This is a genomic window from Pseudomonas sp. TE3911 (genome assembly GCF_054062775.1).
Window position 1 is genome coordinate 3942407 of the sequence record NZ_JBSSFP010000001.1, and the last position, 25598, is coordinate 3968004.

22 protein-coding genes are annotated in these 25598 nt (G+C 60.2%); 8 read left to right on the top strand and 14 right to left on the bottom strand.

Annotated elements, in window-relative coordinates; genetic code table 11:
* The first annotated feature begins 2 nt into the window (after positions 1–2).
* Positions 3–3164 (top strand): efflux RND transporter permease subunit, encoded by a 3162-nt coding sequence (locus tag ACVWXD_RS17890; protein ID WP_032888352.1) that lies wholly within the window; start codon positions 3–5, stop codon positions 3162–3164.
* Positions 3161–4618: an AdeC/AdeK/OprM family multidrug efflux complex outer membrane factor gene (gene adeC / locus ACVWXD_RS17895; RefSeq protein ID WP_095184043.1), complete on the top strand. Its 1458-nt coding sequence runs from the start codon at positions 3161–3163 to the stop codon at positions 4616–4618. Before ACVWXD_RS17890 ends, adeC begins: the two co-directional genes overlap by 4 nt.
* A gap of 81 nt (positions 4619–4699) precedes the next feature.
* On the opposite strand, the gene ACVWXD_RS17900 is transcribed toward adeC, so the two are convergent.
* On the bottom strand, positions 4700–5647 hold the full coding sequence (locus ACVWXD_RS17900) for a hypothetical protein (RefSeq protein WP_032888358.1): 948 nt from the start codon (positions 5645–5647) through the stop codon (positions 4700–4702).
* A 209-nt stretch (positions 5648–5856) separates the two neighbouring features.
* Between ACVWXD_RS17900 and ACVWXD_RS17905 the strand changes: the two genes are divergently transcribed.
* From ACVWXD_RS17905 to ACVWXD_RS17920, 4 genes are all read left to right on the top strand, one after another.
* A complete protein-coding gene (locus tag ACVWXD_RS17905) occupies positions 5857–7554 on the top strand; it encodes a molecular chaperone HscC (protein ID WP_122752602.1) in 1698 nt (565 codons plus the stop codon).
* Between the two features lie 10 nt (positions 7555–7564).
* A complete protein-coding gene (locus ACVWXD_RS17910) occupies positions 7565–9172 on the top strand; it encodes a J domain-containing protein (RefSeq protein ID WP_286818951.1) in 1608 nt (535 codons plus the stop codon).
* Positions 9173–9325: 153 nt separating this feature from the next.
* Positions 9326–10576 (top strand): OprD family porin, encoded by a 1251-nt coding sequence (locus tag ACVWXD_RS17915; protein ID WP_099601307.1) that lies wholly within the window; start codon positions 9326–9328, stop codon positions 10574–10576.
* An 84-nt stretch (positions 10577–10660) separates the two neighbouring features.
* Entirely contained in the window at positions 10661–11560 is a 900-nt protein-coding gene (locus tag ACVWXD_RS17920) for a polysaccharide deacetylase family protein (RefSeq protein ID WP_095184041.1), read from the top strand.
* A 133-nt stretch (positions 11561–11693) separates the two neighbouring features.
* On the opposite strand, the gene pcaC is transcribed toward ACVWXD_RS17920, so the two are convergent.
* The 11 genes from pcaC to pcaR form a co-directional block, all read right to left on the bottom strand.
* Positions 11694–12092 (bottom strand): 4-carboxymuconolactone decarboxylase, encoded by a 399-nt coding sequence (gene pcaC, locus ACVWXD_RS17925; RefSeq protein WP_032891541.1) that lies wholly within the window; start codon positions 12090–12092, stop codon positions 11694–11696.
* A gap of 10 nt (positions 12093–12102) precedes the next feature.
* Positions 12103–12894 (bottom strand): 3-oxoadipate enol-lactonase, encoded by a 792-nt coding sequence (gene pcaD, locus ACVWXD_RS17930; protein WP_122764891.1) that lies wholly within the window; start codon positions 12892–12894, stop codon positions 12103–12105.
* A gap of 10 nt (positions 12895–12904) precedes the next feature.
* Entirely contained in the window at positions 12905–14269 is a 1365-nt protein-coding gene (locus ACVWXD_RS17935) for a 3-carboxy-cis,cis-muconate cycloisomerase (protein ID WP_122680237.1), read from the bottom strand.
* Between the two features lie 10 nt (positions 14270–14279).
* Positions 14280–15575, bottom strand: coding sequence for an MFS family transporter (locus ACVWXD_RS17940; protein ID WP_032891544.1), 1296 nt, complete (start codon positions 15573–15575; stop codon positions 14280–14282).
* A gap of 188 nt (positions 15576–15763) precedes the next feature.
* The gene (pcaG, locus tag ACVWXD_RS17945) at positions 15764–16330 is read right to left on the bottom strand and encodes a protocatechuate 3,4-dioxygenase subunit alpha (protein WP_032891545.1); all 567 of its coding nucleotides are present in this window, start codon (positions 16328–16330) and stop codon (positions 15764–15766) included.
* Position 16331: 1 nt separating this feature from the next.
* Complete coding sequence (gene pcaH, locus ACVWXD_RS17950; RefSeq protein ID WP_019817832.1) at positions 16332–17036, bottom strand: protocatechuate 3,4-dioxygenase subunit beta; 705 nt, start codon at positions 17034–17036, stop codon at positions 16332–16334.
* 17 nt (positions 17037–17053) lie between these two features.
* On the bottom strand, positions 17054–18256 hold the full coding sequence (gene pcaF, locus ACVWXD_RS17955; RefSeq protein ID WP_177326468.1) for a 3-oxoadipyl-CoA thiolase: 1203 nt from the start codon (positions 18254–18256) through the stop codon (positions 17054–17056).
* Positions 18253–19032 carry a CoA-transferase subunit beta gene (locus ACVWXD_RS17960; protein ID WP_457371228.1) on the bottom strand — a complete coding sequence of 260 codons (780 nt, stop codon included), beginning with the start codon at positions 19030–19032 and terminating at the stop codon, positions 18253–18255. The genes pcaF and ACVWXD_RS17960 overlap by 4 nt, the downstream gene beginning before the upstream one ends.
* On the bottom strand, positions 19032–19889 hold the full coding sequence (locus ACVWXD_RS17965) for a CoA transferase subunit A (RefSeq protein ID WP_457371229.1): 858 nt from the start codon (positions 19887–19889) through the stop codon (positions 19032–19034). The genes ACVWXD_RS17960 and ACVWXD_RS17965 overlap by 1 nt, the downstream gene beginning before the upstream one ends.
* Before the next feature lie 191 nt (positions 19890–20080).
* Positions 20081–21421: an MFS transporter gene (locus ACVWXD_RS17970; RefSeq protein ID WP_032891552.1), complete on the bottom strand. Its 1341-nt coding sequence runs from the start codon at positions 21419–21421 to the stop codon at positions 20081–20083.
* 145 nt (positions 21422–21566) lie between these two features.
* The gene (gene pcaR, locus ACVWXD_RS17975) at positions 21567–22409 is read right to left on the bottom strand and encodes a pca regulon transcriptional regulator PcaR (RefSeq protein ID WP_032891554.1); all 843 of its coding nucleotides are present in this window, start codon (positions 22407–22409) and stop codon (positions 21567–21569) included.
* A gap of 569 nt (positions 22410–22978) precedes the next feature.
* Here pcaR and ACVWXD_RS17980 point away from each other — a divergent pair.
* Positions 22979–23179, top strand: a complete 201-nt coding sequence (locus ACVWXD_RS17980; RefSeq protein WP_003172389.1) for a hypothetical protein — start codon at positions 22979–22981, stop codon at positions 23177–23179.
* Positions 23180–23491: 312 nt separating this feature from the next.
* Positions 23492–24967: an inorganic phosphate transporter gene (locus ACVWXD_RS17985; protein ID WP_099601300.1), complete on the top strand. Its 1476-nt coding sequence runs from the start codon at positions 23492–23494 to the stop codon at positions 24965–24967.
* 178 nt (positions 24968–25145) lie between these two features.
* Here the strand turns inward: ACVWXD_RS17985 and ccoM are convergent, their stop codons facing one another.
* Together ccoM and ACVWXD_RS17995 are read right to left on the bottom strand one after the other, a co-directional pair.
* Complete coding sequence (gene ccoM / locus ACVWXD_RS17990) at positions 25146–25262, bottom strand: cytochrome c oxidase subunit CcoM (protein WP_017530457.1); 117 nt, start codon at positions 25260–25262, stop codon at positions 25146–25148.
* A gap of 143 nt (positions 25263–25405) precedes the next feature.
* Complete coding sequence (locus ACVWXD_RS17995) at positions 25406–25567, bottom strand: hypothetical protein (protein WP_095184037.1); 162 nt, start codon at positions 25565–25567, stop codon at positions 25406–25408.
* Positions 25568–25598 lie beyond the last annotated feature (31 nt).

Here is a 25598-nt window from a genome sequence, read left to right on the forward strand (position 1 = left end):
CCATGTCGAAATTTTTTATCGACCGTCCCATTTTCGCCTGGGTAATTGCCCTGGTGATCATGCTGGTCGGGGCACTTTCGATCATGAAGTTGCCCATCAACCAGTATCCGGCCATTGCGCCGACCGCCATTGATATTCAGGTGACCTACCCAGGCGCGTCCGCACAAACCGTGCAGGACACCGTGGTACAGGTCATCGAGCAACAGCTCAACGGTATCGACAACCTGCGTTATGTTTCCTCGGACAGCAACTCCGACGGCAGCATGACGATTACCGTGACGTTCAACCAGGGCACTAACCCGGACATCGCCCAGGTTCAGGTGCAGAACAAGCTGAACCTGGCGACCCCACTGCTGCCGCAAGAAGTGCAGCAGCAGGGTATCCGCGTGACCAAGTCGGTGAAGAACTTCCTGATGGTAATCGGTCTGGTGTCGGAAGACGGCAGCATGACCAAGGACGACCTCTCCAACTACATCGTCTCGAACATCCAGGACCCGATTTCACGGACCGCTGGTGTGGGTGACTTCCAGGTGTTCGGTTCGCAGTACGCCATGCGTATATGGCTTGACCCGGCAAAGCTGAACAATTACCAGCTTACGCCGGTGGATGTCAGCACGGCGATTTCCGCACAGAACGTACAGGTGGCCACCGGCCAACTGGGCGGCCTGCCTGCCCTGCCCGGCACCCAGTTGAACGCCACGATCATCGGCAAGACCCGCCTGCAGACGGCCGAGCAGTTCGGCAATATCCTGATGAAGGTCAATACCGACGGTTCACAGGTACGCCTGAAGGATGTCGCCCGTATTGAGCTCGGTGGCCAGAACTACAGCATTGCTGCGCAGTTCAACGGCAAGCCCGCTTCGGGTATGGCGATCAAGCTGGCGTCGGGCGCCAACGCGCTGGACACCGGCAAAGCCATCCGCGCTACTGTGGCGTCGCTCGAACCGTTCTTCCCGCCTGGCATGAAGGCCGTGGTGCCCTATGACACCACGCCTGTAGTGACCGAATCGATCTCCGGTGTCGTCGACACCCTGGTCGAAGCGATCGTGCTGGTGTTCCTGGTGATGTTCCTGTTCCTGCAGAACTTCCGCGCCACCATCATCACCACCATGACGGTGCCGGTGGTATTGCTGGGTACCTTCGGGATCCTGGCCGCGTTTGGCTTCACCATCAACACCCTGACCATGTTCGGCATGATCCTGGCCATCGGCTTGCTGGTGGACGATGCCATCGTGGTGGTCGAAAACGTTGAGCGGGTAATGGCCGAGGAGCACTTATCGCCAAAAGACGCGACGATCAAATCCATGGGCCAGATCCAAGGCGCCCTGGTGGGTATTGCCCTCGTACTGTCGGCGGTACTGTTGCCGATGGCGTTCTTCGGTGGATCCACCGGTGTGATCTACAAACAGTTTTCCATCACCATTGTCTCGGCGATGGCGCTGTCGGTACTGGTTGCCCTGATCTTCACCCCGGCCTTGTGCGCCACCATGCTCAAGCCGATCGACCCCGAGAAGCACGGCCAACCCAAGCGTGGTTTCTTCGGCTGGTTCAACCGCACCTTCGACCGTGGCGTACTGAGCTACGAGCGCGGCGTGGGCAACATGATCAAGCACAAGATCCCGGCGTTCCTGGTGTACGCGCTGATCATCGCCGGCATGATCTGGCTGTTCATGCGCATCCCTGCTGCGTTCCTGCCCGATGAAGACCAGGGCGTGATCTTTGCCCAGGTGCAGACGCCAGTCGGCTCTTCGGCTGAACGGACGCAAAAAGTCATCGACGATATGCGCGCGTTCCTTCTCAACGACAAGGAAGGCGAGCCGGGCGAAGGCAAAGGCGTGAAATCGGTGTTTACCGTGAACGGCTTCAACTTCGCCGGTCGTGGCCAGAGTTCGGGCCTGGCCTTCGTGATGCTCAAACCGTGGGGCGAGCGTGATGCTTCCACCTCGGTATTCGAGATCGCCAAGCGCGCCCAGGGCTACTTCATGCAGACCTTCAAGGACGCCATGGTATTCGCCATCGTTCCGCCGTCTGTACTGGAACTGGGTAACGCCACCGGCTTCGACGTGTTCCTGCAAGACCAAGGCGGTGTCGGCCATGACAAACTGATGGCGGCACGTAACCAGTTCCTGGGTATGGCAGCACAAAGCAAGATCCTGGCAGGTGTGCGCCCTAACGGCGTGAACGATGAGCCGCAGTACGAACTCACCGTTGACGACGAAAGGGCCAGTGCCCAAGGCATCACCCTGTCGAGCATCAACCAGACCCTGGCGATTGCCTTGGGTGGTAGCTACGTCAACGACTTCATCGACCGTGGTCGGGTGAAGAAGGTTTACGTGCAAGGTGAAGCCGCCAGCCGGATGTCCCCGGAAGACCTGAACAAATGGTTCGTGCGCAGCGACTCCGGGAAGATGGTGCCGTTGTCGTCCATCGCCTCGGGCAAGTGGATCTTCGGTTCGCCAAAACTCTCGCGTTACAACGGTGTGGCGGCGATGGAAATCCTCGGTACGCCAGCACCGGGTTACAGTACCGGTGACGCCATGGCCGAAGTCGAACGCATCGCTAAGCAATTGCCAGCGGGCGTGGGCTACGCCTGGACGGGCCTGTCGTATGAAGAACGCCTCTCCGGCTCCCAGGCGCCGGCGTTGTATGCGCTGTCGCTGCTGGTGGTGTTCCTGTGCCTCGCGGCACTGTACGAAAGCTGGTCGATCCCAATCGCAGTGATCCTGGTGGTTCCGCTCGGCGTGGTGGGTGCGTTGATCGCCACCAGCATGCGCGGCTTGTCCAACGACGTGTTCTTCCAGGTGGGCTTGCTCGTGACGGTAGGTCTGGCGGCGAAGAACGCCATCCTGATCGTGGAGTTCGCCAAAGAGCTCCACGAACAAGGCAAAGGCATTGTCGAGTCCGCCATCGAAGCATCGCGTATGCGCTTGCGTCCGATCATCATGACCTCCATGGCGTTCGTCCTCGGCGTACTGCCGCTGGCGATCTCCTCGGGCGCCGGTTCAGGCAGCCAGCACGCGATCGGTACCGGCGTAATTGGCGGTATGATCACGGCCACTGTCCTGGCGATCTTCTGGGTGCCACTGTTCTTTGCAACCGTGTCCGCCGCGGGCGAGCGTAAAAAGACTGAACCTAAGCAAACTCCTAAAGAGGCTGGCCAATGAGCAAGTCGCTACTTTCCCTAGCCGTCACCGCCTTCGTGCTCAGTGGCTGCTCGCTGATACCTGACTACCAGCGCCCCGAAGCGCCGGTGGCGGCACAGTTCCCGCAGGGGCCGGCGTATTCGCCAGCCCAGGCGCCGAACCAAGCCGCTGCCGAGCAGGGCTGGAGGCAGTTTTTCCATGACCCTGCTCTGCAACAGCTGATCAAGACTGCGCTGGAAAACAACCGTGACCTGCGCGTTGCTGCCCTGAACATCGATGCCTATGCCGCGCAGTACCAGATCCAGCGCGCCGATCTGTTCCCGGCCGTATCGGCCACGGGCAGCGGCAGCCGTTCGCGTACGCCGGCCAAGCTGTCGCAGACCGGTGAAGCGACCATCGCCAGCCAGTACTCGGCTGGCTTGGGGATCAGTTCCTACGAGCTGGACCTGTTCGGCCGTGTCCGCAGCCTGAGTGAAGAAGCGCTGCAGAAGTACTTCGCCACCGAAGAAGCGCGGCGCAGCACCCAGATCAGCCTGGTGGCCAGTGTGGCCAATGCCTACCTGACCTGGCAGGCCGACAAGGAACTGCTCAAGCTCACCCAGGACACCCTGGGCGCGTTCGAGCAGAGCTTCAAACTGACCTCGCGCAGCAACGAAGTAGGCGTGGCCTCGGCCCTCGATCTCAGCCAGGCCCGCACGTCGGTGGAAAACGCCCGCGTGCAACTGGCGCGTTATACCCGCCAGGTGGCCCAGGACGAAAACAGCCTGACCCTGCTGCTGGGCACCGGCCTGCCGGCGAATATCGCCAGCAAGCCACTGTCGGATGACCTGCTCAGCGACGTGCCGGCCGGGTTGCCATCGGACCTGCTGCAACGTCGTCCCGACATCGTGCAGGCCGAGTACAACCTCAAGGCGGCCAACGCCAACATCGGCGCGGCCCGTGCAGCGTTCTTCCCGAGCATCACCCTGACGGCCAGTGCGGGCACCGCAAGCCCGACCCTGGGCGGTCTGTTCAAAGGCGGTTCGGGCACGTGGTCGTTTGCACCGCAGATCAACATCCCGATCTTCAACGCTGGTAGCCTGCGCGCAAGCCTGGACTACTCGAAGATCCAGAAAGAGATCAACGTGGCGAACTACGAGAAAGCCATCCAGACCGGCTTCCAAGAAGTCTCCGACGGACTCGCCGCCCGTGAGACCTACAAGCAGCAGTTGGATGCCCAACGTGGCTTCGTCGGGGCCAACCAGGATTACTACCGCCTGGCTGAGCGTCGCTACCGCATTGGTGTCGACAGCAACCTGACCTTCCTCGACGCACAACGCCAACTGTTCAGTGCCCAGCAATCGCTGATCACCGACCGCCTGGCGCAGCTGACCAGCGAGGTCAACCTGTACAAGGCCCTCGGCGGCGGCTGGAACGAGCAGACGGCGAAGAATGAGCCGTTGAAAGAAGAAGCACCGGCGTTGAAGTTGTTCTGATCACGCTGAACTAAAAAACCGCTTCCTTGCCGGGAAGCGGTTTTTTTATGCCTAACGTTTCATTGAGATCTGGCGTCTGTCTCACGCGTTCGCTTCACTGACTTGAATCTGGAATACAAGGCTTTCAACCTTATATTCTGAGCCACCCGCAGTCACTGAAAACTCAAACTCACATTGACACCAGAATCCTTCTTCGGAATCGTGAGTACGCAGAACTCGAAATTCTCCGGTGGGGTCAGAAAAGCTACCTGAGAATTCAGGCCGCAATATAAAAAATGTGTCAACACTGCCTGCCTGACGCTTCCGGCCATCAATTCCGGTTATCGGATAATTGGTGTAGGCCTTCAATTCATCGCCACGAAATTCAAGCGTTGCGCGCGTGGAGCCATTTCGTGGCGTGCACTGTATGAAGAAGCTCAAGTCCGGGTATCTGACAAAGTAAATATTCCCCAAATCTATGACTTCGTATCCCCCATTCACCCTGACCGCAATCTCACAAAACGTTGGAATCGGTGCAAGCGCTGCCTCAGTGCTGCCTTTTGACGCCTTTTCAAACGTACCGCCCACCGGCGTCCCCCCTGCCGCAAAGGCTGAAAGTTCAAGAGTCTGGCAACTAACTTCCATCTCTGGTTTGCCATCGGGTTTGAAATAGATCGAAAAACGCAGACTTAGGGTTGTATTACCAACATCGCTACGCTCAATGCGCTCAACCGTCAGAAAACCCGAATAATCAGCCGGGAAATACTCAACATAGCCTTCCAGGCCAAAGCTCGCTTTGATCCCCGGTGCTTGTGGGCCGATAGGGTAGGTCTGGCCTGTTTTCAGCTCACGGGCCTCAAGGGTCAATTCGTTTTTCGAACCAGGGTTGTCCTCAAGCCCCAGGCGAATAAAGAATTGGAAGCCCTCGATATAGCTCACTTCATAGGTGTCGAAATTGATCGGGGTCGGCTCTTCGCCCTCAATAATCAAGTGGGCTTCAAATTTATCGGAAGACGTCAAATAGCTACCTATATCTGATCCAAAGCTCATGAGTTCTTCTCCTTGAGCATCTTAAAAAGCGACTGCCACCACCTTGAACATAAGCCCTTGCCCCTCGCCCTTCTACTGTCAACCCTGACAGTAGACTCCCCCAGCCATAGCTCCGAAGCTGGCGAGTTGAGCGCGCCTTGCTTTCCCGACAACCTTTCAGGCTAAAATTGGTCACAGATTCTTACAGACCACAGAGGGAGCTTGTCGTAATGATCGTAGGAATCGACCTGGGAACCACCAACAGCCTCGCGGCCGTCTGGCGTGGGGATGCCGCTGAACTGGTGCCCAATGCCCTTGGCCAGTTGTTGACCCCTAGCGTGGTCGGGCTGGATGATCAAGGCCGTGTCCTGGTAGGCCAGGCCGCCAAAGAGCGCCTGCACACCCACCCGCACCTGACGACTTCGCTGTTCAAGCGCTACATGGGCAGCGCCACTGAAGTGCGTCTGGGTGATCGCTCGTTCCGCCCCGAAGAACTCTCGGCGCTGGTACTCAAGAGCATCAAGGAAGATATCGAACGTACCTACGGCCACCCCGTCACCGAAGCCGTCATCAGCGTGCCCGCCTACTTCAGCGATGGTCAGCGCAAAGCCACGCGCATCGCCGGTGAATTGGCGGGGCTCAATGTTGAAAAACTGATCAACGAGCCCACCGCCGCCGCCCTCGCCTACGGCCTGCACCAGCGCGACAAAGAGACGTCATTCCTGGTCTTCGACCTAGGCGGCGGCACCTTTGACGTGTCGATCATCGAACTGTTCGACGGCGTAATGGAAGTACGTGCCAGTGCCGGCGACAACTTCCTCGGTGGCGAAGACTTCGACACCCTGCTGCTGGAACACTTCGTCGACAGCCAGCGTAATGCCGACGGTTTCCCGCCCACCAACAGCGTACTGCAGGCCCTGCGCCGCGAAGCCGAACGTGTGCGCAAAGCCCTGGGCCAGGACGACAGCGCCGAGTTCGCTCTGCGGGTCGATGGCCAACAGTGGGTGCAGACCATCACTCAACAGGAAATGGCCAAGCTCTACACACCGCTGCTGGAACGCCTGCGCGCACCGATTGAACGCGCCCTGCGCGATGCACGGATTCGCGTCAGCGACCTCGATGAGATCCTGTTGGTGGGCGGTACCACGCGCATGCCGCTGGTGCGCAAACTCGCCGCCGGATTGTTCGGGCGCTTCCCGTCGATCAGCCTCGACCCCGACCAAGTGGTCGCCCACGGCGCCGCGATCCAGGCCGCGCTCAAAGCCCGTTCCGCTGCGCTTGAAGAAGTCGTTCTGACCGACGTGTGCCCCTACACCCTGGGCATCGAAACCTCGAACCAGTACGGCGGCCATATCGAAAGCGGCCATTACCTGCCGTTGATCGAACGCAACAGCAGCGTACCGGTAAGCCGGGTCAAAAGCGTGGTGACGCTGCACGACAACCAGAGCCAGGTGCTGCTGAAGATCTACCAGGGCGAAAGCCGTCTGGTGAAAGACAACATCGAACTGGGCCAACTGGACATCGCGGTACCCAAGCGCAAGGCAGGTGAAGTCTCGCTGGACGTACGCTTCACCTACGACAACAACGGCCTGCTGGAAGCCCAGGTGAGCATCCCCCTGACCGGCGAGCAGCACTCACTGGTGATCGAAAACAACCCCGGCGTGCTCAGCCCGCAGGAAATCCAGCAACGCCTGCAAGCCCTGGCGCAGCTGAAAGTTCACCCACGCGACCAGCAGGTCAACACCGTGCTCACCGCGCGCCTCGAACGGCTCTACCAGGAAAACCTCGGCGAGCTGCGTGAGCAACTCGGCCACTGGGCCGCACAGTTCCAGCAGATACTCGATACCCAGGACGAACGCCGCATCCGCGAGGCCCGCAGCGAACTGACCCGGCAACTTGAGCAGCTCGACAATGGGTTCTGGCGCTGAGGGCACACTCATGGATTGCTGGAGCGTGCTGCAACTGCCGGAAGACGCCGACGAACGTGCCATCAAGCGCAGCTATGCGCGGATGCTGAAAAGCTGTCGCCCGGATGACGATGCCAAAGGCTTCCAGCGCCTGCGCGAAGCCTATGAACAAGCGCTGAGTGAAGTACGCTGGCGGGCTGATAACGAAGAGGAAGAACACGTCCAGGCGCCCGTGGCCGAAGCGGTCTACGGAAACCTGAATGACCTGACCGAACTGATGGACCTCAGCCCCGTCAGCCCTGCGCCCTTCGAGCCACTCACAACAGCCCCAGCCCAGGCACTGCTCAATGGCCTCAACGCGCGTAACCTTGATGAACGCTGGGCCCAGGCTCAGCGACAGGGCTGCACCGATGCGTTCCAGGCCGGCCTGTTGCGCCATTGCTTCGAAGCACCGGGCGAACGCAGCGCCATCGCCGGTTGGGCCGCGCAACACCTGGAATGGCTGACCCCCTGGCAGCAGGTGGCAATGACGTCCTGGCAATACGAAGCGCTGACCGGCGAGCTGCTGCAAGACTACCGCCGCACCCTGCAGGAACTGCTGGAGCAAAAGGCCGAGCGCGAATTCATCACCCAGCTCACGCAGTACAACGACCAACCCTGGCTGCAGGTGTTCGACCTGCAACAGCAGTGGCAGCGCATCGTCCTGCACCTGTTGCATGACACCCAATGGAGCGTGCCGCTGTTCGAGCGCGTGTGCCAGGCATTCGGCTGGGACGACCAGAAAGGCGTGTACCCGGAACCGGTGTGGATGTGGCGCGAATTGGTGTCGCGTTGCGAACAGGAAAGCTTCTACGCCAACCTGCAAGACAAGGCCCGGGACACGACATGGAAATCCGCCGACGCCATGGCGGCGCGCCTGTTGCTCACGCCAATGTCGGCGACGCAACAAAAACAGATGACGCAGAGCTTCGACAGTAATGCCTGGAACGCCTGCCAGCATCTGGCCGAAGTTCTGGCCTGGCGCTACCCGCAGTTGGTTGAGCGGCTTCCCCAGGCCAATGTATTTTTTTGGCGAGAATTCCTCCCCAGGCCGGTCTCCCATCGAAGCTGGATACGGGTATGGGGTGGCCTGGCGCTGGCAGCCGCCTTGGCCGTTTCCCCACATACAAAAATGGATAGGCTCAGCGACGCCGTCATTGTGGTGATACTGACCTTTGCTCCGGCCATTATCGGCATCCGTGGCACTCAGTTGTGGGCTGTCTTGACATCACACCTGATCGTCCAGGACCTGTGGCTCAGCAAGCGCCTGCTGCCTTCACGGTTCAACCCTCATCAACACTGGCTGGTGCTGCGCCACGGCATTCCTCAAGTGGGCATGCTGCTGATGTTCGGCTTACTGCTGGGCGTGATGGGCATGCTGACGTACGTGGGAATGATCGGCATACATCTGTTTCACCGCAGGCGTATCGGCAAAGTGAATGAGTATGTCGAGCACTTTTACCCTTGGGTCAGCGGCTTGCATTGGGCGCACTGGAGTCCGCTGCAGGTGGCTTTCCTGGCCGTGATGGCAGCGATCACCCTACTCTGCCAGAGGTACTTGCCAGAGATCCCGTGGACGAGCCTGCTCTACTTCCTCTGAGCCATTGAACCGACGCCTCCCTGGCAAAGGGAGGCCCGGTAACTTGCGTTCGATCATCGCCCACAACCCGCCCGCCCCCGATTGAACCCCTCCCGCACCGCCCCGCACCATGGCCGCCACCTGCACAACCCCAATAACAACAGGTCCAACGCCATGAGCACGCTCCGTCCTCGCCAGCTTTTGCTGGCCACCGCTGTCGCCAGCCTTGCCCTTCCCGTCGTCGCCGAAGAACACGGTTTCCTGGAAGACGCCAGCGCCAACCTCAACCTGCGTAATTTCTTTATCAACCGCAATTTCACCAACCCAACCAAAACCCAGGGTGGCGCGCAGGAGTGGACGCAGAGTTTCATCCTCGACGCCAAGTCCGGCTTCACCCAAGGCACGGTGGGGTTCGGTGTGGATGTGCTGGGGCTGTACTCGTTGAAGCTTGATGGCGGGCGCGGTACTGGCGGCACGCAGTTGCTGCCGCTGGATCATGACGGCCGGCCGGCGGATGAATTCGGGCGTCTCGGCGTTGCGTTCAAAGCGCGTATTTCGAAGACAGAAGTAAAGGTCGGCGAATGGATGCCTGTGCTGCCGATCCTGCGTTCGGATGACGGCCGTTCCCTGCCGCAAACCCTGCGCGGCGGGCAGATAACGTCCAAGGAAATCGACGGCCTGACACTGTACGGCGGCCAGTTCCGCGCCAACAGCCCGCGAGACGACAGCAGCATGTCGGACATGTCGATGGTCGGCAAAACCGCTTTCACTTCGGACCGCTTCAACTTCCAGGGCGGCGAATACGCGTTCAACGACAAACGCACCCAGGTCGGCCTCTGGAATGCCCAGCTCAAGGACATCTATAGCCAACAATACGTCAACCTGACCCACAGCCAGCCACTCGGTGACTGGACCCTGGGCGCCAACCTCGGGTTCTTCTACGGCAAGGATGACGGCAGCGCCCGCGCAGGCGACTTGGACAACAAGACCTGGTCCGGCCTGTTCTCCGCCAAGTACGGCGGCAACACGTTCTATGTCGGCCTGCAAAAACTCACCGGCAACAACGCCTGGATGCGCGTCAACGGCACCAGCGGGGGCACCCTGGCCAACGATAGCTACAACTCCAGCTACGACAACGCTCAGGAAAAATCCTGGCAACTGCGCCACGACTACAACTTCGCCGCCGTCGGTGTGCCGGGGCTGACGCTGATGAACCGCTATATCAGCGGCAGCAACGTACACACAGGCACCATCACTGACGGTAAGGAATGGGGTCGCGAAAGTGAATTGGGCTACACCGTGCAAAGTGGCAGCCTGAAAAACCTGACGATGCGCTGGCGCAATTCGAGCATGCGCCGCGACTACAGCAACAACGAGTTTGACGAAAACCGGTTGATCGTCAGTTACCCGATAAGTCTGCTGTAATCCGGCGCGGCACTTACTGTATCGTGCGCGCCTGCCGCTGCTGATCCGCCCAGCAGCGGCCTCTTTTTCGAGCCCGCGCACACCATGAAATCCTTCGCCATCGCATCCGCCGTGCTGGCCCTGGCCGTGAGCCTCAGTGGCTGCATCGGCGCGCCTATCGCCCTGACGCCCCAGACCGAACAGCGCCTGCAAGCACAGGCGCCGATCCGTTTTCTGCTGACCTTCGATGACGGCCCCAGCGCCTCGGGTTACAACAACCCGAGCCGTTCGGTGGTGGCCGACCTGGCGCACAACCCGGTGTTGCCGGGAATCAAGGCCGTGTTTTTTTTACAGACCGAAGCGGCCCGTTCCGGCGGCAGTTCACGGGGTCGCAAGACCATGGAGCGTGAGTACGCGGGCGGTCATATTCTGGCGTTTCACACGGCCACCGCGTTCCATACCAACCACCGCTGGCTGAACAACGCCGAACTGGATAGCACCCTGGCCCAGGGTTCTGCCGATATCGCCTCGATCACCGGCGCACCACCGGTATTGGTCCGTCCGCCGTTCTGGAACTACGACCGCCGCACCTTCGCCGCCTACCAGCGCCATGGCATGCACGTTCTGCTGACCGACTTGAGCGCCAATGACGGCAAGATCTGGGGTTTCAACGGCAGCCCACGCCGCCGCGCCAACCTGTATCGACAACTGTCGGTCGTGCGCGAACGCATCGCGCTGGGGGAGTTGCCGACAGTGGACGGCGTGATACCGGTGGTGGTGACCTTCCACGACATCAACCGCTACACCGCGCGGCATATGCAGGAATACCTGCAGATCCTGCTGGACAGTGCCCAGGTCACCGGCATGAAGACCGCCGCCGAGCCGTTCTACACCGACCGTGGCGCACTCGAACGGGCAGCGCTGTCACGCACCGTGAAGGCTGTCAGTGAGGAAGTGCATTTACCGGGCGTGTGGAATTGGGTGTGGGACGCCGACTCCCACTGACCTTAAGCCGTGTGAAGAGCAAAAATGTGGGAGGGGGCTTGCTCCCGATGCCGGTGGATCAGTCAGAGTTATTGAGACTGCACCACCGCTATCGGGAGCAAGCCCCCTCCCACATTTCGACCGCGTTTCAAATCTACTCTGGTTGCCGGGACTCAACACCCAATTCATCCCACACTGACTCTGCCAGGTGAAAGGTGGCATTCGCCGCCGGGATACCGCAGTAGATCGCGCTCTGCATCAGCACTTCCTTGATCTCGGCACGGGTCACGCCATTGCTGGCAGCCGCGCGCAGATGCAACTTGAGCTCTTCGGCGCGGTTCATGCCGATCAGCATCGCAATCGTGATCAGGCTACGAGTGTGCCGAGGCAGGCCAGGACGGGTCCAGATATCACCCCAGGCGTGGCGGGTGATCATTTCCTGAAACTCGCTGTTGAACTCGGTCAGGGCATTGAGGCTGCGGTCGACATGGGCATCGCCCAGCACTTCGCGGCGTACTTGCAGGCCCTCGGCATAACGTTGTTTCTCTTCCACAAACAGCTCCTCAACGGGCCAGCAAAAATTCAATCACGCGGTCGCTGAATGCAGCGCCGGCCTGAACGTTGGACAGGTGCGCCGCGTAGAACTCAGCGTACTCGGCCCCCTGCACATGATTCTGGATAAAGTGGCTACCGGCCGGCGGTGTGACGGCATCTTCGGTGCCCGCAATCACCAGCGTCGGCACTTTGATCGAGCGCAGTTGCTCACGGAAATCCGCATCACGCACGGCGCCGCAGCTGGCCGCGTAACCTTGGGGTGACGTGGACGCGAGCATGTCAGTGATCTGCTGGGCCTGATGGGGGTTCGCCGCTGCAAAGTCGGCGGTAAACCAGCGTGCAATGGAGGCATCGCGCAAAGCGACCATCGCCGCCGCGCCATCGCGCAACACCATCTCGATGCGCGGGTTCCAGATCTCCAGCGTGCCGATCTTGGCGGCGGTGTTGCACAGCACAAGGCGGTTCAGGCGGCCACCGGCGTGGATGCCGAGCCATTGGCCGATCAAGCCACCCATGGACAGCCCGCAAAAATGCGCACGTTGAATATCCAGTGCGTCCAACAGCGCCAGCACATCACGGCCGAGTTGCTCGATGCTGTAGGGCCCTTCGGTAACCAGGGATTTGCCGTGGCCACGGGTATCGAAACGCAACACGCGAAAATGCTCGGTGAAGGCCTGGATCTGGATGTCCCACATATGCAGGTCGGTGCCCAATGAGTTGGACAGCACCAGTACCGGCGCGTCCACCGGCCCATCCAGTTGGTAATGCAGGTCGCCCTCGGCGAGTTGTACAAATGGCATGGGGGCCTCCTCAGGCAGTCAGTTCAAAATGTTCGGTGACAGCACGCGTGACCCAGGTATGGGCCTGGCCCAGATAGTGGGCAGGGTCGAGCAGTCGATCCAGTTCGGCCGCAGATAACTCAGCGGTGATCTGCGGTTCGTCCGCCAATACCGCGCGCAGATGGCGCCCCTCGGCGACCGCACGCTTGCAGCACTGCTCCAGCAGATGGTGCGCGGTTTCGCGGCCAAGGCGTTGGGCAAGCACAATGCTGACGGCTTCGGCCAGTACCAGGCCTTGGGTCAGGTCGAGGTTCTGCTTCATGCGCTCGGGGTCGACTTCCAACCCTTCGCTCACCAGTAGCGCCTGTTGCAAGGCACCGGACACCAACCGGCAAATCTCCGGCAAGGTTTCCCATTCCGCATGCCACAGTCCCAGGCTGCGCTCGTGCTCCTGGGGCATGGCGCTGAACATCGTCGAGACCAACCCAGGCACGCGCGTAGCCGCACTGATCAGCACCGCAGCGCCTACCGGGTTGCGTTTATGGGGCATGGTGGACGAGCCGCCCTTGCCAGGCGCCGACGGTTCGAACACTTCCGCCGCTTCAGTCTGCATCAACAGGCTGATGTCCCGGCCCAGCTTGCCGAGACTGCCCGCGATCAAACCCAGCACGCTGGCGAACTCCACCAGACGATCTCGCTGAGTGTGCCAGGGCTGTTCGGGCAGGCTCAGTTGTAACTGGGCCGCCAAGGCCTCGGCCACGGGCATCGCCTGTTCACCCAACGCCGCGAGGGTTCCGGAGGCGCCACCAAATTGCAGCACCAGCAAGCGCGGTTTCAACTCCGCCAAGCGCTGGCGGCTACGCGTCACGGCGCCCAGCCAACCGGCGATTTTCATCCCCAGCGTGACCGGCGTGGCGTGCTGCAACCAAGTGCGCCCGGCCAACGGCGTCACCGCGTAACGCTGGGCTTGGGCGGCAAGCACATCGCCCAAGCGGGCCAGGTCGGTTTCGATCAACAGCAGTGCACGCCGCAGTTGCAGCACTAGGCCGGTGTCCATCACGTCCTGGCTCGTCGCCCCCAGATGCACGTAGCGCTCGGCACCGGCATCTTCACTGGCTATCAACTTGCCCAAGGCCTTCACCAATGGAATCGCCGAGTTCCCGGCCGAGGCAATCGCCACACCGAGGGCGTCCATGTCATACAGTGACGCCAGGCACGCCTGGGCAATTGGTGCGACGGCCGACGGCGGGATCAACCCGACCTGAGCTTGCGCCCGGGCCAGGCCGGCTTCGAAATCCAGCATGCCCTGCAAGCGCCCCTCGTCGCAGAACACCTCGGCCATGCTGTCAGCGGTGAAGTAGGCGTCGAACAGTTGGTTGCTCGTGCGCAGTGTCATAACGCGTCCCTTACAAATCGTGGTGCAAGTACTCCGCCTGTTTCGGCAGACGCAAGCTGAACAGGAAGGCCACGGCCATCATGCCGGTGACGTACCAATAAAAAGTGTTTTCCATGCCCATGGATTTGAGTCCCAAGGCCACGTATTCCGCCGAGCCACCGAAGATCGCGTTAGCCACTGCGTAAGCCAGGCCCACACCCAGGGCTCGTACGTGCGGCGGGAACATTTCCGCTTTCACCAGGCCGCTGATCGAGGTGTAGAAACTCACGATAGCCAACGCCAGGGAAATCAGTACAAAGGCCAGGAACGGGCTTGTCACGGTTTTCAGGGTCAGCAGGATCGGCACCGTGCAGAGGGTACCGAGGGCGCCGAACCAGAGCATCGAGTTACGTCGGCCGATCTTGTCCGAGAGCATGCCGAACAGCGGCTGCATGCACATGTACACAAACAGCGCGCCGGTCATGATGTAGCTGGCGGTCTTGGCGTGCATCCCGGCGGTGTTCACTAGGTACTTCTGCATGTAGGTGGTGAAGGTGTAGAAAATCAGCGAGCCGCCCGCGGTGTAGCCGAGCACGGTGATGAAGGCCGCTTTGTGATTGCGAAACAGCGCGGCGACGCTGCCGGCGTCCTTGTCCTGGCGGGTTTCCTTGCTGGTGGTTTCCTTGAGGGTGCGCCGCAGCAACAGGGAGATCACCGCCGCAATCGCACCGATCACGAACGGAATCCGCCAGCCCCAGGCGCGCAGTTCTTCTTCAGTGAGGATCTGTTGCAGGATCACCACCACCAACACCGCCAGCAGTTGCCCGCCGATCAGGGTGACGTACTGGAACGAGGCAAAGAAGCCGCGCTGGCCTTTGAGTGCGACTTCACTCATGTAGGTCGCGGTGGTGCCGTACTCGCCACCCACCGACAAGCCCTGGAACAACCGCGCCACCAGCAGCAATGCCGGGGCCCAGGCGCCGATGTCTTTGTAAGTAGGCAGGAAGGCGATGACCAACGAACCGGCGCACATCATCAGCACCGAAATCATCATCGAATTTTTGCGCCCGTGCTTGTCAGCGACCCGGCCGAACAGCCAGCCGCCGATGGGGCGCATCAGGAACCCGGCGGCGAATACACCGGCGGTGTTGAGCAGTTGCACCGTGGGATCGTCCGACGGGAAAAATGCGGGGGCGAAGTAGATAGCGCAGAAGGCGTAGACGTAGAAGTCGAACCATTCGACCAGGTTGCCGGAGGAGGCACCGACAATCGCAAAGATCCGTTTGCTGCGCTCTTCTCCGGTGTAGTGACTGGTGGCTGTTGTCATGATTTTTTCACTCAGTGGGAACGGTTATAGCCTAGACATACTTTGCAACAACCATGTTCCGCAAGCAGACATTTGGATAGGGATCTCCTGAACCGGCCTCATCGGGGGCAAGCCCCCTCCCACATTTGATAGGCGGCGCGCTCAAAATGTGTGAGGGGCTTGCCCCCGATGAGGCCCTGACAAGCGACTCAGTAGTCGAAGAACACCGTCTCCTTATCTGTCCCCTGCAAAATCACATTCCACTGATACACACCGTCAGCATCCTGCTTGGCAATCAAGGTGCTACGACGCTCGGCAGGCACGCACGCCAGCAACGCGTCATCCCCATTCAACGCCTCACCGTCAAAATAAATCCGCGTGAGCAAGTGCTTCACCAAGCCACGGGCAAACACCAGCACCACCAAGTGCGGCGCCTGGGTCGTGCCTTTCAGGCCCGGCACGCTGCCCGGCTTGATGGTGGTAAAGCGAAAACGTCCTTCGGCGTCCACCGGCACCCGACCGAAACCCTCGAAGTTGGGATCGACGGCCTTGTCCTGGTCATCTTCCGGGTGGTCGTATTTGCCGGCGGCGTTGGCCTGCCAGACTTCGAGCATGGCGTCGTTGACCACATCACCGTTGCCATCCACCACTTGCCCGCTGATCGCCACGCGCTCACCAAGGGTGGCGGCGACGGTCAGGTCTTCGCGGTTCAGCCAGGTCAGGCCAATGTGGTAGTACGGCCCGACGGTGTGGGACGTGGTTGCGTAAAGGCTCATCTCATTTCTCCATCGGCGTGGCGTCGCGGCCGCGCAGGACGATGTCCCAGCGGTAGCCGAGGGCATAGGAAGGAATGGTTTTTTCCAGGTCGAAACTGGCGATCAGGCGCTGCTTGGCCGAAGTGTCCGGCACACAGTTGTATATCGGGTCGTATTCCAGCAGCGGGTCGCCAGGGAAATACATCTGCGTGACCAAGCGCGTCAGCACGCTGGGGCCGAACAGCGAAAAGTGGATATGCGCCGGGCGCCACGCGTTGTGGTGATTGCCCCATGGGTAAGCGCCGGGCTTGATGGTCTGGAACTGATACCAGCCATCCGCGTCGGTGACGGTACGGCCGGTGCCGGTGAAGTTCGGGTCCAGCGGCGCGTCGTGCAGGTCACGCTTGTGGTTGTAGCGGCCGGCGGCGTTGGCCTGCCAGATCTCCACCAGAATGCCTGGCACCGGCAAACCGTTTTCGTCCAGTACACGCCCATGGATGATGATGCGTTCGCCCTGGGGCTCGCCTTCATGCTGGGCGGTGAGGTCGTTGTCTTTCTCGTTGATCCGCTCGGCGCCGATGGTCGGGCCGGTGATTTCCGACAAGGAATGGGGCAGGAACACCAACGGCTGTGACGGCGAACGCAAGTTCGTCGACTGGTAGGCCGGGTGCAGGTAATCAGGTTGGGTGCCCGCTTGCGGGCGCCGGTAACCGGGCTTGTCACTCATGGAGCAATCCTCTCTTATTAGATGCGTTCAATCGCCAGGGCCAACCCTTGGCCGACGCCGACACACATGGTCGCCAGGCCTTTACGGCCACCGGTTTTTTCCAACTGATGCAGGGCTGTCAGTACCAACCGCGCACCGCTCATGCCCAACGGATGACCGAGGGCGATGGCGCCGCCGTTCGGATTGACCTGGGGCGCGTCGTCGGCAATACCCAATTCGCGCAGTACCGCCAGGCCTTGGCTGGCGAAAGCTTCGTTGAGTTCGATCACGTCAAAGTCGGTGACCGCCAACCCCAGGCGTTCCACCAGTTTGCGCACCGCTGGCACCGGACCGATGCCCATCACACGCGGGGCGACACCGGCGCTGGCCATGCCCAACACGCGGGCACGCGCCGTCAGGCCGTGTTTCTTGACCGCTTCGGCGGACGCCAGAATCAGCGCCGCCGCACCATCGTTCACACCTGAAGCATTACCGGCGGTGACGGTCTTGTCAGGGCCGTTGACCGGCTTGAGTTTGGTCAGGGCTTCCAGGGTGGTGTCTCGTGGATGCTCATCGTGCTCGACCACGGTTTCGCCTTTTTTATGGGCAACCCTTACCGGCACGATTTCTTCGGCAAAAAAGCCCGCAGCCTGAGCGGCCGCCGTGCGTTGCTGGCTGCGCAGGGCGAAGGCGTCCTGATCAGCACGTGAAACCTGGTAGTCATCGGCGACGTTATCGGCGGTCTGCGGCATCGCGTCCACGCCGTACTGGGCTTTCATCAAGGGGTTGATAAAGCGCCAGCCGATGGTGGTGTCTTCCAGCTTCATGTTGCGCGAAAACGCCGCGTCAGCCTTGCCCATCACGAACGGCGCACGGGACATCGACTCAACGCCCCCGGCAATCGTCAGCTCCATTTCGCCGCTGGCGATGGCGCGAAAGGCGGTGCCAATGGCGTCCATGCCCGAGGCGCACAAACGGTTAAGGGTCACGCCCGGAATGCTTTCCGGCAGACCCGCCAGCAACAGCGCCATGCGGGCGACGTTGCGGTTGTCTTCACCGGCCTGGTTGGCGCAGCCGAGGAACACCTCATCCACCGCGCTCCAGTCCACCGACGGATTGCGCTCCATCAGCGCCTTGATCGGCAATGCCGCCAAGTCATCGGCGCGTACGGTGGACAGGCCACCGCCAAAGCGGCCGATGGGGGTGCGAATGGCATCACAGATAAATACGTCGCGCATCAGGCTTCTCCCGGTGCTTGGCCGTGGGCGGCAGCGGTGCGGGCTTCGAGGTCACGCAGGGCGGTCAACTCGACCTCGGTCGGCTCGGCGGTGTTGCTGACTTGGTCGGCAAAGCGAATCGCCCAACCGGTAGCGGCCACCACTTGCTCGCGGGTCACGCCAGGGTGCAGCGCGGTAACCACGAATTCATGGGTGCCCTCTTCCGGCTCCATGATGCACAGGTCGGTAATGATTCCGACAGGACCGGCACCCGGCAGGCCCAGGCGTTTACGTGAATCGCCGCCCTCGCCGTGGCCGACTGAGGTGATGAAGTCCAGCTTGTCCACAAACGAACGGGACGACTGCTTGAGGATAATCAGCACGCTCTTGGCGGAGCCGGCGATTTCCGGCGCGCCACCGGCACCCGGCAGGCGTACTTTGGGCTGGTGATAGTCACCGACCACGGTGGTGTTGATGTTGCCGAAACGGTCGACTTGGGCTGCACCGAGAAAGCCCACGTCGATACGTCCGCCTTGCAGCCAGTAGCGAAAAATCTCACCGGTTGGCACCACGGTGTCAGCGGTTTCCGCCAGTTCGCCATCACCAATGGACAGCGGCAGTACCGAGGGCTTGGCGCCAATCGGGCCGGACTCGTAGATCAACACCACATCGGGCGATGAGGTCAGGCGCGCCAGGTTGGCCGCTTTGGATGGCAGGCCGATGCCGACAAAGCACACCGAGCCGTTCTTGAGGCGGCGCGCGGCGGCGACGGTCATCATTTCATTGGTCGAGTAAGCCATTACTTGGCCTCCTGCGCGGTGGCCAACTTGGCCTGGTATTCACTGAAATCGGCAGTGCCGTGGATGTATTCGTCGATCCAGGCGGTAAACGTCCCACGGTCGCGGGCAATCGGATCCCACGCCTGGTAGAAGCGGTTGTCGCGCTCGTTGTAACCGTGGGCGTAGGACGGATGCGCGCCGCCGGGTACGTGGCACACAGCAGTCAGGGCCCAGGTGGGCAACACGCAGCTGTTCATCGGTGCATTCAGGTCGTCGACAATTTCTTCCACGGTGACGATGCAACGCTTGGCCGCCAACGCCGCTTCCTTCTGCACACCGAGAATCCCCCAGAGCAGCACATTGCCCTTGCGGTCGGCCTTTTGCGCGTGGATCACCGTGATGTCCGGACGCACCGACGGCACCGCCGCCAGCACTTCGCCGGTGAACGGGCATGTCACGCTTTTGATCAATGGGTTGACTTTGGGCAGGTCGGAACCGGCGTAGGCACGCAGTACCGCGAACGGCAGGCCAGAGGCGCCGGCGACGTAGGCATTGGCCAGGTCGGCGTGGCTGTGTTCTTCGATTTCCAACGGTTGTGGCCATTGCTTCTCGACTGCGTCACGCAGGCGATGCAGGGAGCCCACGCCCGGGTTGCCGCCCCAGGAGAAAATCAGCTTGCGTGCGCAGCCGGCACCGATCAACTGGTCGTAGATCAGGTCAGGCGTCATACGCACCAGCGTCAGGTCTTTCTTGCCCTGACGAATGATTTCATGGCCTGCGGCGGTAGGGATCAGGTGGGTGAAGCCTTCGAGAGCGATGGTATCGCCGTCGTTCACGAAACGCTTGACCGCATCACGCAGGGTGAGAATTTCAGCCATGGGGTTGGGCTCCCGGTGTTGATCGAAAAAGGCGCTGAGGTGGCGCCGAAGTGCTTGAAGATTAAGCCGGGGAAATGGGCCAAACAATCCGATAATCGACTCAGCGTTCGATTATCGAACATATTGTTGTCTAGCTAATCTTCTGGTGTGAGAGGGCGCTTGCCCTCTCCCAGCTTAGAAACCTGCCAAGCTCAGGTGGCATCCGCATGGCTGACCATGCCCTTGATCACCACCGCCGTCGTGGCCACAGCGGCCGGGATCACCAGGGCGGTGAGCACCTGCTCAAAGTTCCAGCCCAGGCCCAGCAAGGTGGCGCCCATCCAGGCGCCGAGGATCGCGCCGAAGCGGCCGATGCCGAGCATCCACGACACGCCGGTGGCGCGGCCTTGGGTCGGATAAAAGCGCGCCGCCAGGGACGGCATCGCCGATTGCGCGCCGTTGACGCACATTCCGGCGATCAGCACCAACGTCGCCAGCACGGTGATATTGCCCAGGCTCTGACCTACCGCGTAGGCAAACACCCCGGCCAGCAGGTAAAAGATGCCGATGACTTTGTGGGGATTGAACCTGTCCATCGCCCAGCCCACGCCGACGGCGCTTAACACCCCACCGAACTGGAACAACGCGCCAATAAACGCGGCCTGCTCCATGCTCGCGCCACTGTCACGCATCAGCGTCGGCAACCAACTGGTGAGCAAGTACACGATCACCAGGCCCATGAAGTAGGTGAGCCACAGCAGCAAGGTCCCGGCGCTATAAGTGCCGGAGAAGATCACCGCGAACACGTTGCGGGCCTTGACGGTTTTTTGTTCGGGCACACTGAAGGCGGTGGCCTGGGCGACGATGTTGGGCTCGATGGGTGACAAGGTTTTGCGCACCTTATCGGTGCCGCGGTTGCGCACCACCAAGTAACGCGCCGACTCCGGCAGCCAGAGCAGCAGCACCACCACCAGGATCAGCGGCAGGATGCCGCCGATCATCAACAACGCGTGCCAGCCGAACGCCGGGATCAGCTTGGCCGAGATAAACCCGCCACCGGCCATACCCAGATTGAAACCACAGAACATGCTGGTCACCAGCAGCGACTTGTGGCGCTCGGGGGTGTACTCGGACAGCAGCGTGGTGGCATTAGGCATGCCTGCTCCCAGGCCCAGCCCTGTGAGGAAACGCAGCACGAGCAACTGGTCGACGTTGCTGCTGTAGGCCGAAGCCAGGCTGAACGCGCCAAACACCAAAACCGCGCCGACCAGCACGACTTTACGACCGAAACGGTCGGCCAGCGGGCCCGAACCTAACGCACCGAACACCATGCCGATCAACGCGGCACTCATCACCGGACCAAGGCTGGCGCGGTCGATGCCCCAGTCCTGGGACAGCGCAGGCGCAATAAAGCCCATGGCGGCGGTGTCGAGGCCATCAAGGAAGACAATCAGGAAACACAGGATAACCACGCGCCACTGATAGCGTGACAGTGGCTGGGTGTTGATGAAGGACTGCACGTCCAGCGTGGTACCGACAGAAGGCTGATTCATTATTTTTATTCCACACCGAGGGCGGGCCAACGACCTGGGGTCGTCATTATTATTGGGGCGCCCTTAAGAGCGCTGCCGCACAGTAATAAGCCGGAGGAAATAGCGTCAATTGATCAAGCCGGGATCTGTGCGGTCACCGAACACCTTAGGCAAACAACTGCGCACTCAGCTCACGGCTGGCGCTGAGCATGCTCGGCAGGAAGCGCTGTTCCAGCTCGCTGCGGCTGACGCGTCCGGCATGGGTACTGACGTTGAGCGCTGCCAATACTTGGCCAGACGCGTCATACACCGGCACGGCGATGGAGCGCAGGCCTTGCTCCAGTTCCTGGTCGACGATGCACCAACCCTGCTGACGCACTTGTTGCAGGCATTCGAACAAAGCTTCGGGGGTGGTGAGGGTGCGGCTGGTCTTGATTTGCAGGTCCGCGTGGTCGAGGTAATCCTGCAGCGAGGCGTCGTCCAGCGCCGCGAGCAGGATGCGCCCCATGGACGTGCAATAGGCCGGCAAACGCCCGCCCACCGACAGGTCCACGGAAATCAGGCGTTGGGTGGTGGCCGAACGGGCGATATAGAGGATGTCGTCGCCTTCGAGGGTCGCCATATTGCAGGCTTCGTGCAGTTGTTCACTCATGCGGTCCAGATATGGCTGAGCCGACACCGCCAATGGCGTGGACGACAGGTAGGCATGGCCGAGGGTCAGTACTTTGGGCAACAAGGAATAGGTACGCCCATCGGTGGTGGCGTAGCCAAGTTTGATCAGGGTATGCAGGCAACGACGCACAGCGGCGCGGGGAATTTCGGTGCGATGGCTGATTTGGGCAATCGTCAGGTGGCGTTTGCGCTCCTGGAATGCCTGCACCACGGCCAGGCCACGGGCCAGGGAGGTCATGAAATCCGGGTCACCGGTAAACGCCTGGATACGCTTGGCCGGCGAGGCAACGATCGGCGGCGCCACTGAGGCGAAAGAGTTGCGCAATTGATCGTTCATCTCAGGTTCCTTTCTCTTATTGTCAACCGCAGGGATTGGGCAGGTATTACAAGCCGCACCGACCGATCTGCACAAGGCAGGGCCGGCAACATTGGGCGATTATCGGACGATCATGCGATTATCGCAATTTGGGGCGTACCTGAGCGACCGGTCTCGCGATGGCGCCTTGGCAAAGTAAAGTTACGGTGAAAGGCTTGAACCTTTAGTTGCTTGTTGAATTTATGGCGCCAGAATCTCAGCAACTACTCACGTGTGCGTGTAACAAAACGCTCACACAAAGTTGACGCTTTTCAACTTTATGCCGATAGTGTTATTCAAATGCGCCGCTATAATGCACCCTGTGCGGAGGTCAGCCCGGTTTTACTTTCGGGGCCAGAGCTCGCCAGGCCAGGCACATGCAGTGCATGGACAGTCGCAACTACCTGCTTTGAATGACAGCCATAACCAACGGTTTCCAGTATCCGTTGTTCAAACTTGAACGCATCAACTGCTCAACTTTGAACAATCCGAGGGCGACATTCAGGCATAACGCTGCAGCGTAATTACACTCAACTCAATTAGGTAACAATGTGACGAAAGATGAACTGCGCGCGGAACTTGAGCGCCAGGAGCAACGTTACAAGGATGTTTACGGCGGGGAAGTCACCACCTACGCCGCCCAGCCTGAACCTGAACGCAAACCATGGCGCAAGCGAGCCAGCCTGCTCGACCAGGCATTTGCCCAGGAAATCCAAAAGATTGAACAGGAACTCAAAGCCGAAGAGCCATAAGCGCTTCGGATTGAGCCTAGGGTTCGGCCCTGACTGCTGGCAGCTAGCCATCGGTCGGGCACCCTGAGTCCCACTCCCACCAGTAAAATTTCATACAAATGTTTCAAGGATGACGATTCGGTGACAAAACCGTGTCTTTTCAGCCCTGCACTTTATAAATCAAAGACTTGCTAAAGCCCCGAAAACCTTGGGATCGCCCGGTTTCGCCCCAGGCGTTTCAATGAAGATTGTTACCGACGAGCAGCTAATGCATCGATTACTGAGGTTTTCTGGCATAATCGCGCCCCCTTACGACCGGGTCAGAAAACCTTCATGATCGATTTATTCAGCGGACTGGATGCTTGGGTTCTAGTGAGCCTGTTGCTCGCCCTCGCCTTTGTCCTCGCCTTCGAGTTCATCAATGGCTTTCATGACACCGCTAACGCGGTGGCCACAGTCATCTATACCAAAGCCATGCCGCCGCATCTGGCCGTGTTCTTCTCCGGGGTGTTCAACTTCCTCGGCGTATTGCTCGGTGGTGTCGGTGTCGCCTACGCCATCGTGCATCTGCTACCGGTGGAGTTGCTGATCAATGTGAACACCGGCCATGGTTTGGCGATGGTCTTCTCGTTGTTAGCCGCGGCGATCACCTGGAACCTGGGCACCTGGTACTTCGGTATCCCTGCTTCCAGCTCCCACACCTTGATCGGTTCGATCCTCGGTGTCGGCCTGGCCAATGCCCTGATCAACGATATCCCCCTGGCTGACGGTGTGAACTGGCAGAAAGCTGTTGATATCGGCGCATCCCTGGTGTTCTCGCCAATGGCTGGTTTCCTGGTCGCAGCCCTGGTGCTGATCGGTCTTAAATGGTGGCGTCCGCTGTCGAAGATGCACAAGACTCCGGACCAGCGCCGCAAGCTCGACGACAAGAAGCACCCGCCGTTCTGGAACCGCCTGGTCCTGGTGATCTCCGCCATGGCCGTGAGTTTCGTGCACGGCTCCAACGATGGCCAGAAAGGCATCGGCCTGATCATGCTGGTGCTGATCGGCATCGTGCCGGCGCAGTTCGTACTCGACCTGGGCAGTACCACCTATCAGATCGAACGCACTCGCGACGCCACCGTGCATTTGAGCCAGTTCTACCAGCGCAATAACGCCACCCTCGGCGAATTCCTGGCCCTGGGCAAAAGCGTGAAAGACGATCTGCCGGGCAAGTTCCAGTGCAACCCGCAGCAGACCGAACCGACTATCAATGCGCTCGTCAGTACGCTGAAAGGTGTCTCCGACTACCATTCGCTGACTTCGGATCAGCGTATCGAAGTGCGTCGCTACCTGCTCTGCCTGGACGACACTGCGAAGAAAGTCGGCAAGCTGCCGGGCCTGGATGCGCGTGAGAAGTCCGACCTCGACAAACTGCGCAAAGACCTGACCGCCACCACCGAGTACGCGCCGTTCTGGGTGATCCTCGCCGTCGCACTGGCCTTGGGCCTGGGCACCATGGTGGGTTGGAAGCGTGTGGTACTGACCATCGGTGAGAAGATCGGCAAACAGGGCATGACGTATGCCCAGGGCATGTCGGCACAGATCACCACCGCTACCATGATTGGTTTTGCCAATATCTTCGCCCTGCCGGTGTCCACGACCCACGTGCTGTCTTCGGGCGTGGCCGGCACCATGGTCGCGAACAAAAGCGGCCTGCAAGGTGGCACGGTCAAGACCATCCTGATGGCCTGGGTGTTGACGTTGCCTGCGACTGTTGGGCTGTCGGCCGGGTTGTTCTGGTTGGCTTCCAAGGCGTTGGGTAGCTGATAGATTTGGGTTGGAAAAGAAGGCGTGATCCTGATGGGGGTTGCGCCTTTTTTTTGGTTTTTTTGGCGGGGGACCTATCCGTTGCTGCAGCGACGGATATACACACAAAAACAACTCAAAAAAAAAGGCGACCGAAGTCGCCCAAAATGCCTTGCGTGCTCATGTAACCCGGAAAGACCTAAGGTTTTTTACGCTTGTTTGCGTCTTTCCAGATGAAGAATCCAAACCCTACAAAAAACAACACCATGAGGCTTACAGTCAGCACTCCGGCGAATACCACATTATCGATAAACATGACCGGCCTCCTGCACTTGCCCTGTTGCGATAGGGCTAAGTTACTGGAGAAGGCGTATTGAAAAATTGACGGGGATCAATGTCGCCCGCAACGGGGCGTAAAGAAGGGGACTAACTGACCTGCATCAACAGATGCAGGCCGTGTTAACGCTTTTTCGGTTTGTTCTTTGATTTTTTCTTGCCTTTGCCTAAAGGCATTGCGTGTTCAAACGCCTGGCGCACTTCATTCAGGCGTTTGTCATTGAGGTCATGTACGCGCTTGGCGCGTTCGGCATTCAGGTCGATCAGCTTGTCGTCATCACTCATGGCTTGTCTTACGTCGTGGCGAGTAGGGTCC

Excerpts from the sequence above, each read along its gene's own strand:
- ACVWXD_RS17890 (WP_032888352.1), top strand. The coding sequence starts at position 3 with ATGTCGAAATTTTTTATCGACCGTCCCATTTTCGCCTGGGTAATTGCC.
- adeC (WP_095184043.1), top strand. The coding sequence starts at position 3,161 with ATGAGCAAGTCGCTACTTTCCCTAGCCGTCACCGCCTTCGTGCTCAGT.
- ACVWXD_RS17900 (WP_032888358.1), bottom strand. The coding sequence starts at position 5,647 with ATGAGCTTTGGATCAGATATAGGTAGCTATTTGACGTCTTCCGATAAA.
- ACVWXD_RS17905 (WP_122752602.1), top strand. The coding sequence starts at position 5,857 with ATGATCGTAGGAATCGACCTGGGAACCACCAACAGCCTCGCGGCCGTC.
- ACVWXD_RS17910 (WP_286818951.1), top strand. The coding sequence starts at position 7,565 with ATGGATTGCTGGAGCGTGCTGCAACTGCCGGAAGACGCCGACGAACGT.
- ACVWXD_RS17915 (WP_099601307.1), top strand. The coding sequence starts at position 9,326 with ATGAGCACGCTCCGTCCTCGCCAGCTTTTGCTGGCCACCGCTGTCGCC.
- ACVWXD_RS17920 (WP_095184041.1), top strand. The coding sequence starts at position 10,661 with ATGAAATCCTTCGCCATCGCATCCGCCGTGCTGGCCCTGGCCGTGAGC.
- pcaD (WP_122764891.1), bottom strand. The coding sequence starts at position 12,894 with ATGCCATTTGTACAACTCGCCGAGGGCGACCTGCATTACCAACTGGAT.
- ACVWXD_RS17935 (WP_122680237.1), bottom strand. The coding sequence starts at position 14,269 with ATGACACTGCGCACGAGCAACCAACTGTTCGACGCCTACTTCACCGCT.
- ACVWXD_RS17940 (WP_032891544.1), bottom strand. The coding sequence starts at position 15,575 with ATGACAACAGCCACCAGTCACTACACCGGAGAAGAGCGCAGCAAACGG.
- pcaG (WP_032891545.1), bottom strand. The coding sequence starts at position 16,330 with ATGAGCCTTTACGCAACCACGTCCCACACCGTCGGGCCGTACTACCAC.
- pcaH (WP_019817832.1), bottom strand. The coding sequence starts at position 17,036 with ATGAGTGACAAGCCCGGTTACCGGCGCCCGCAAGCGGGCACCCAACCT.
- ACVWXD_RS17960 (WP_457371228.1), bottom strand. The coding sequence starts at position 19,032 with ATGGCTTACTCGACCAATGAAATGATGACCGTCGCCGCCGCGCGCCGC.
- ACVWXD_RS17965 (WP_457371229.1), bottom strand. The coding sequence starts at position 19,889 with ATGGCTGAAATTCTCACCCTGCGTGATGCGGTCAAGCGTTTCGTGAAC.
- ACVWXD_RS17970 (WP_032891552.1), bottom strand. The coding sequence starts at position 21,421 with ATGAATCAGCCTTCTGTCGGTACCACGCTGGACGTGCAGTCCTTCATC.
- pcaR (WP_032891554.1), bottom strand. The coding sequence starts at position 22,409 with ATGAACGATCAATTGCGCAACTCTTTCGCCTCAGTGGCGCCGCCGATC.
- ACVWXD_RS17985 (WP_099601300.1), top strand. The coding sequence starts at position 23,492 with ATGATCGATTTATTCAGCGGACTGGATGCTTGGGTTCTAGTGAGCCTG.
- ccoM (WP_017530457.1), bottom strand. The coding sequence starts at position 25,262 with ATGTTTATCGATAATGTGGTATTCGCCGGAGTGCTGACTGTAAGCCTC.
- ACVWXD_RS17995 (WP_095184037.1), bottom strand. The coding sequence starts at position 25,567 with ATGAGTGATGACGACAAGCTGATCGACCTGAATGCCGAACGCGCCAAG.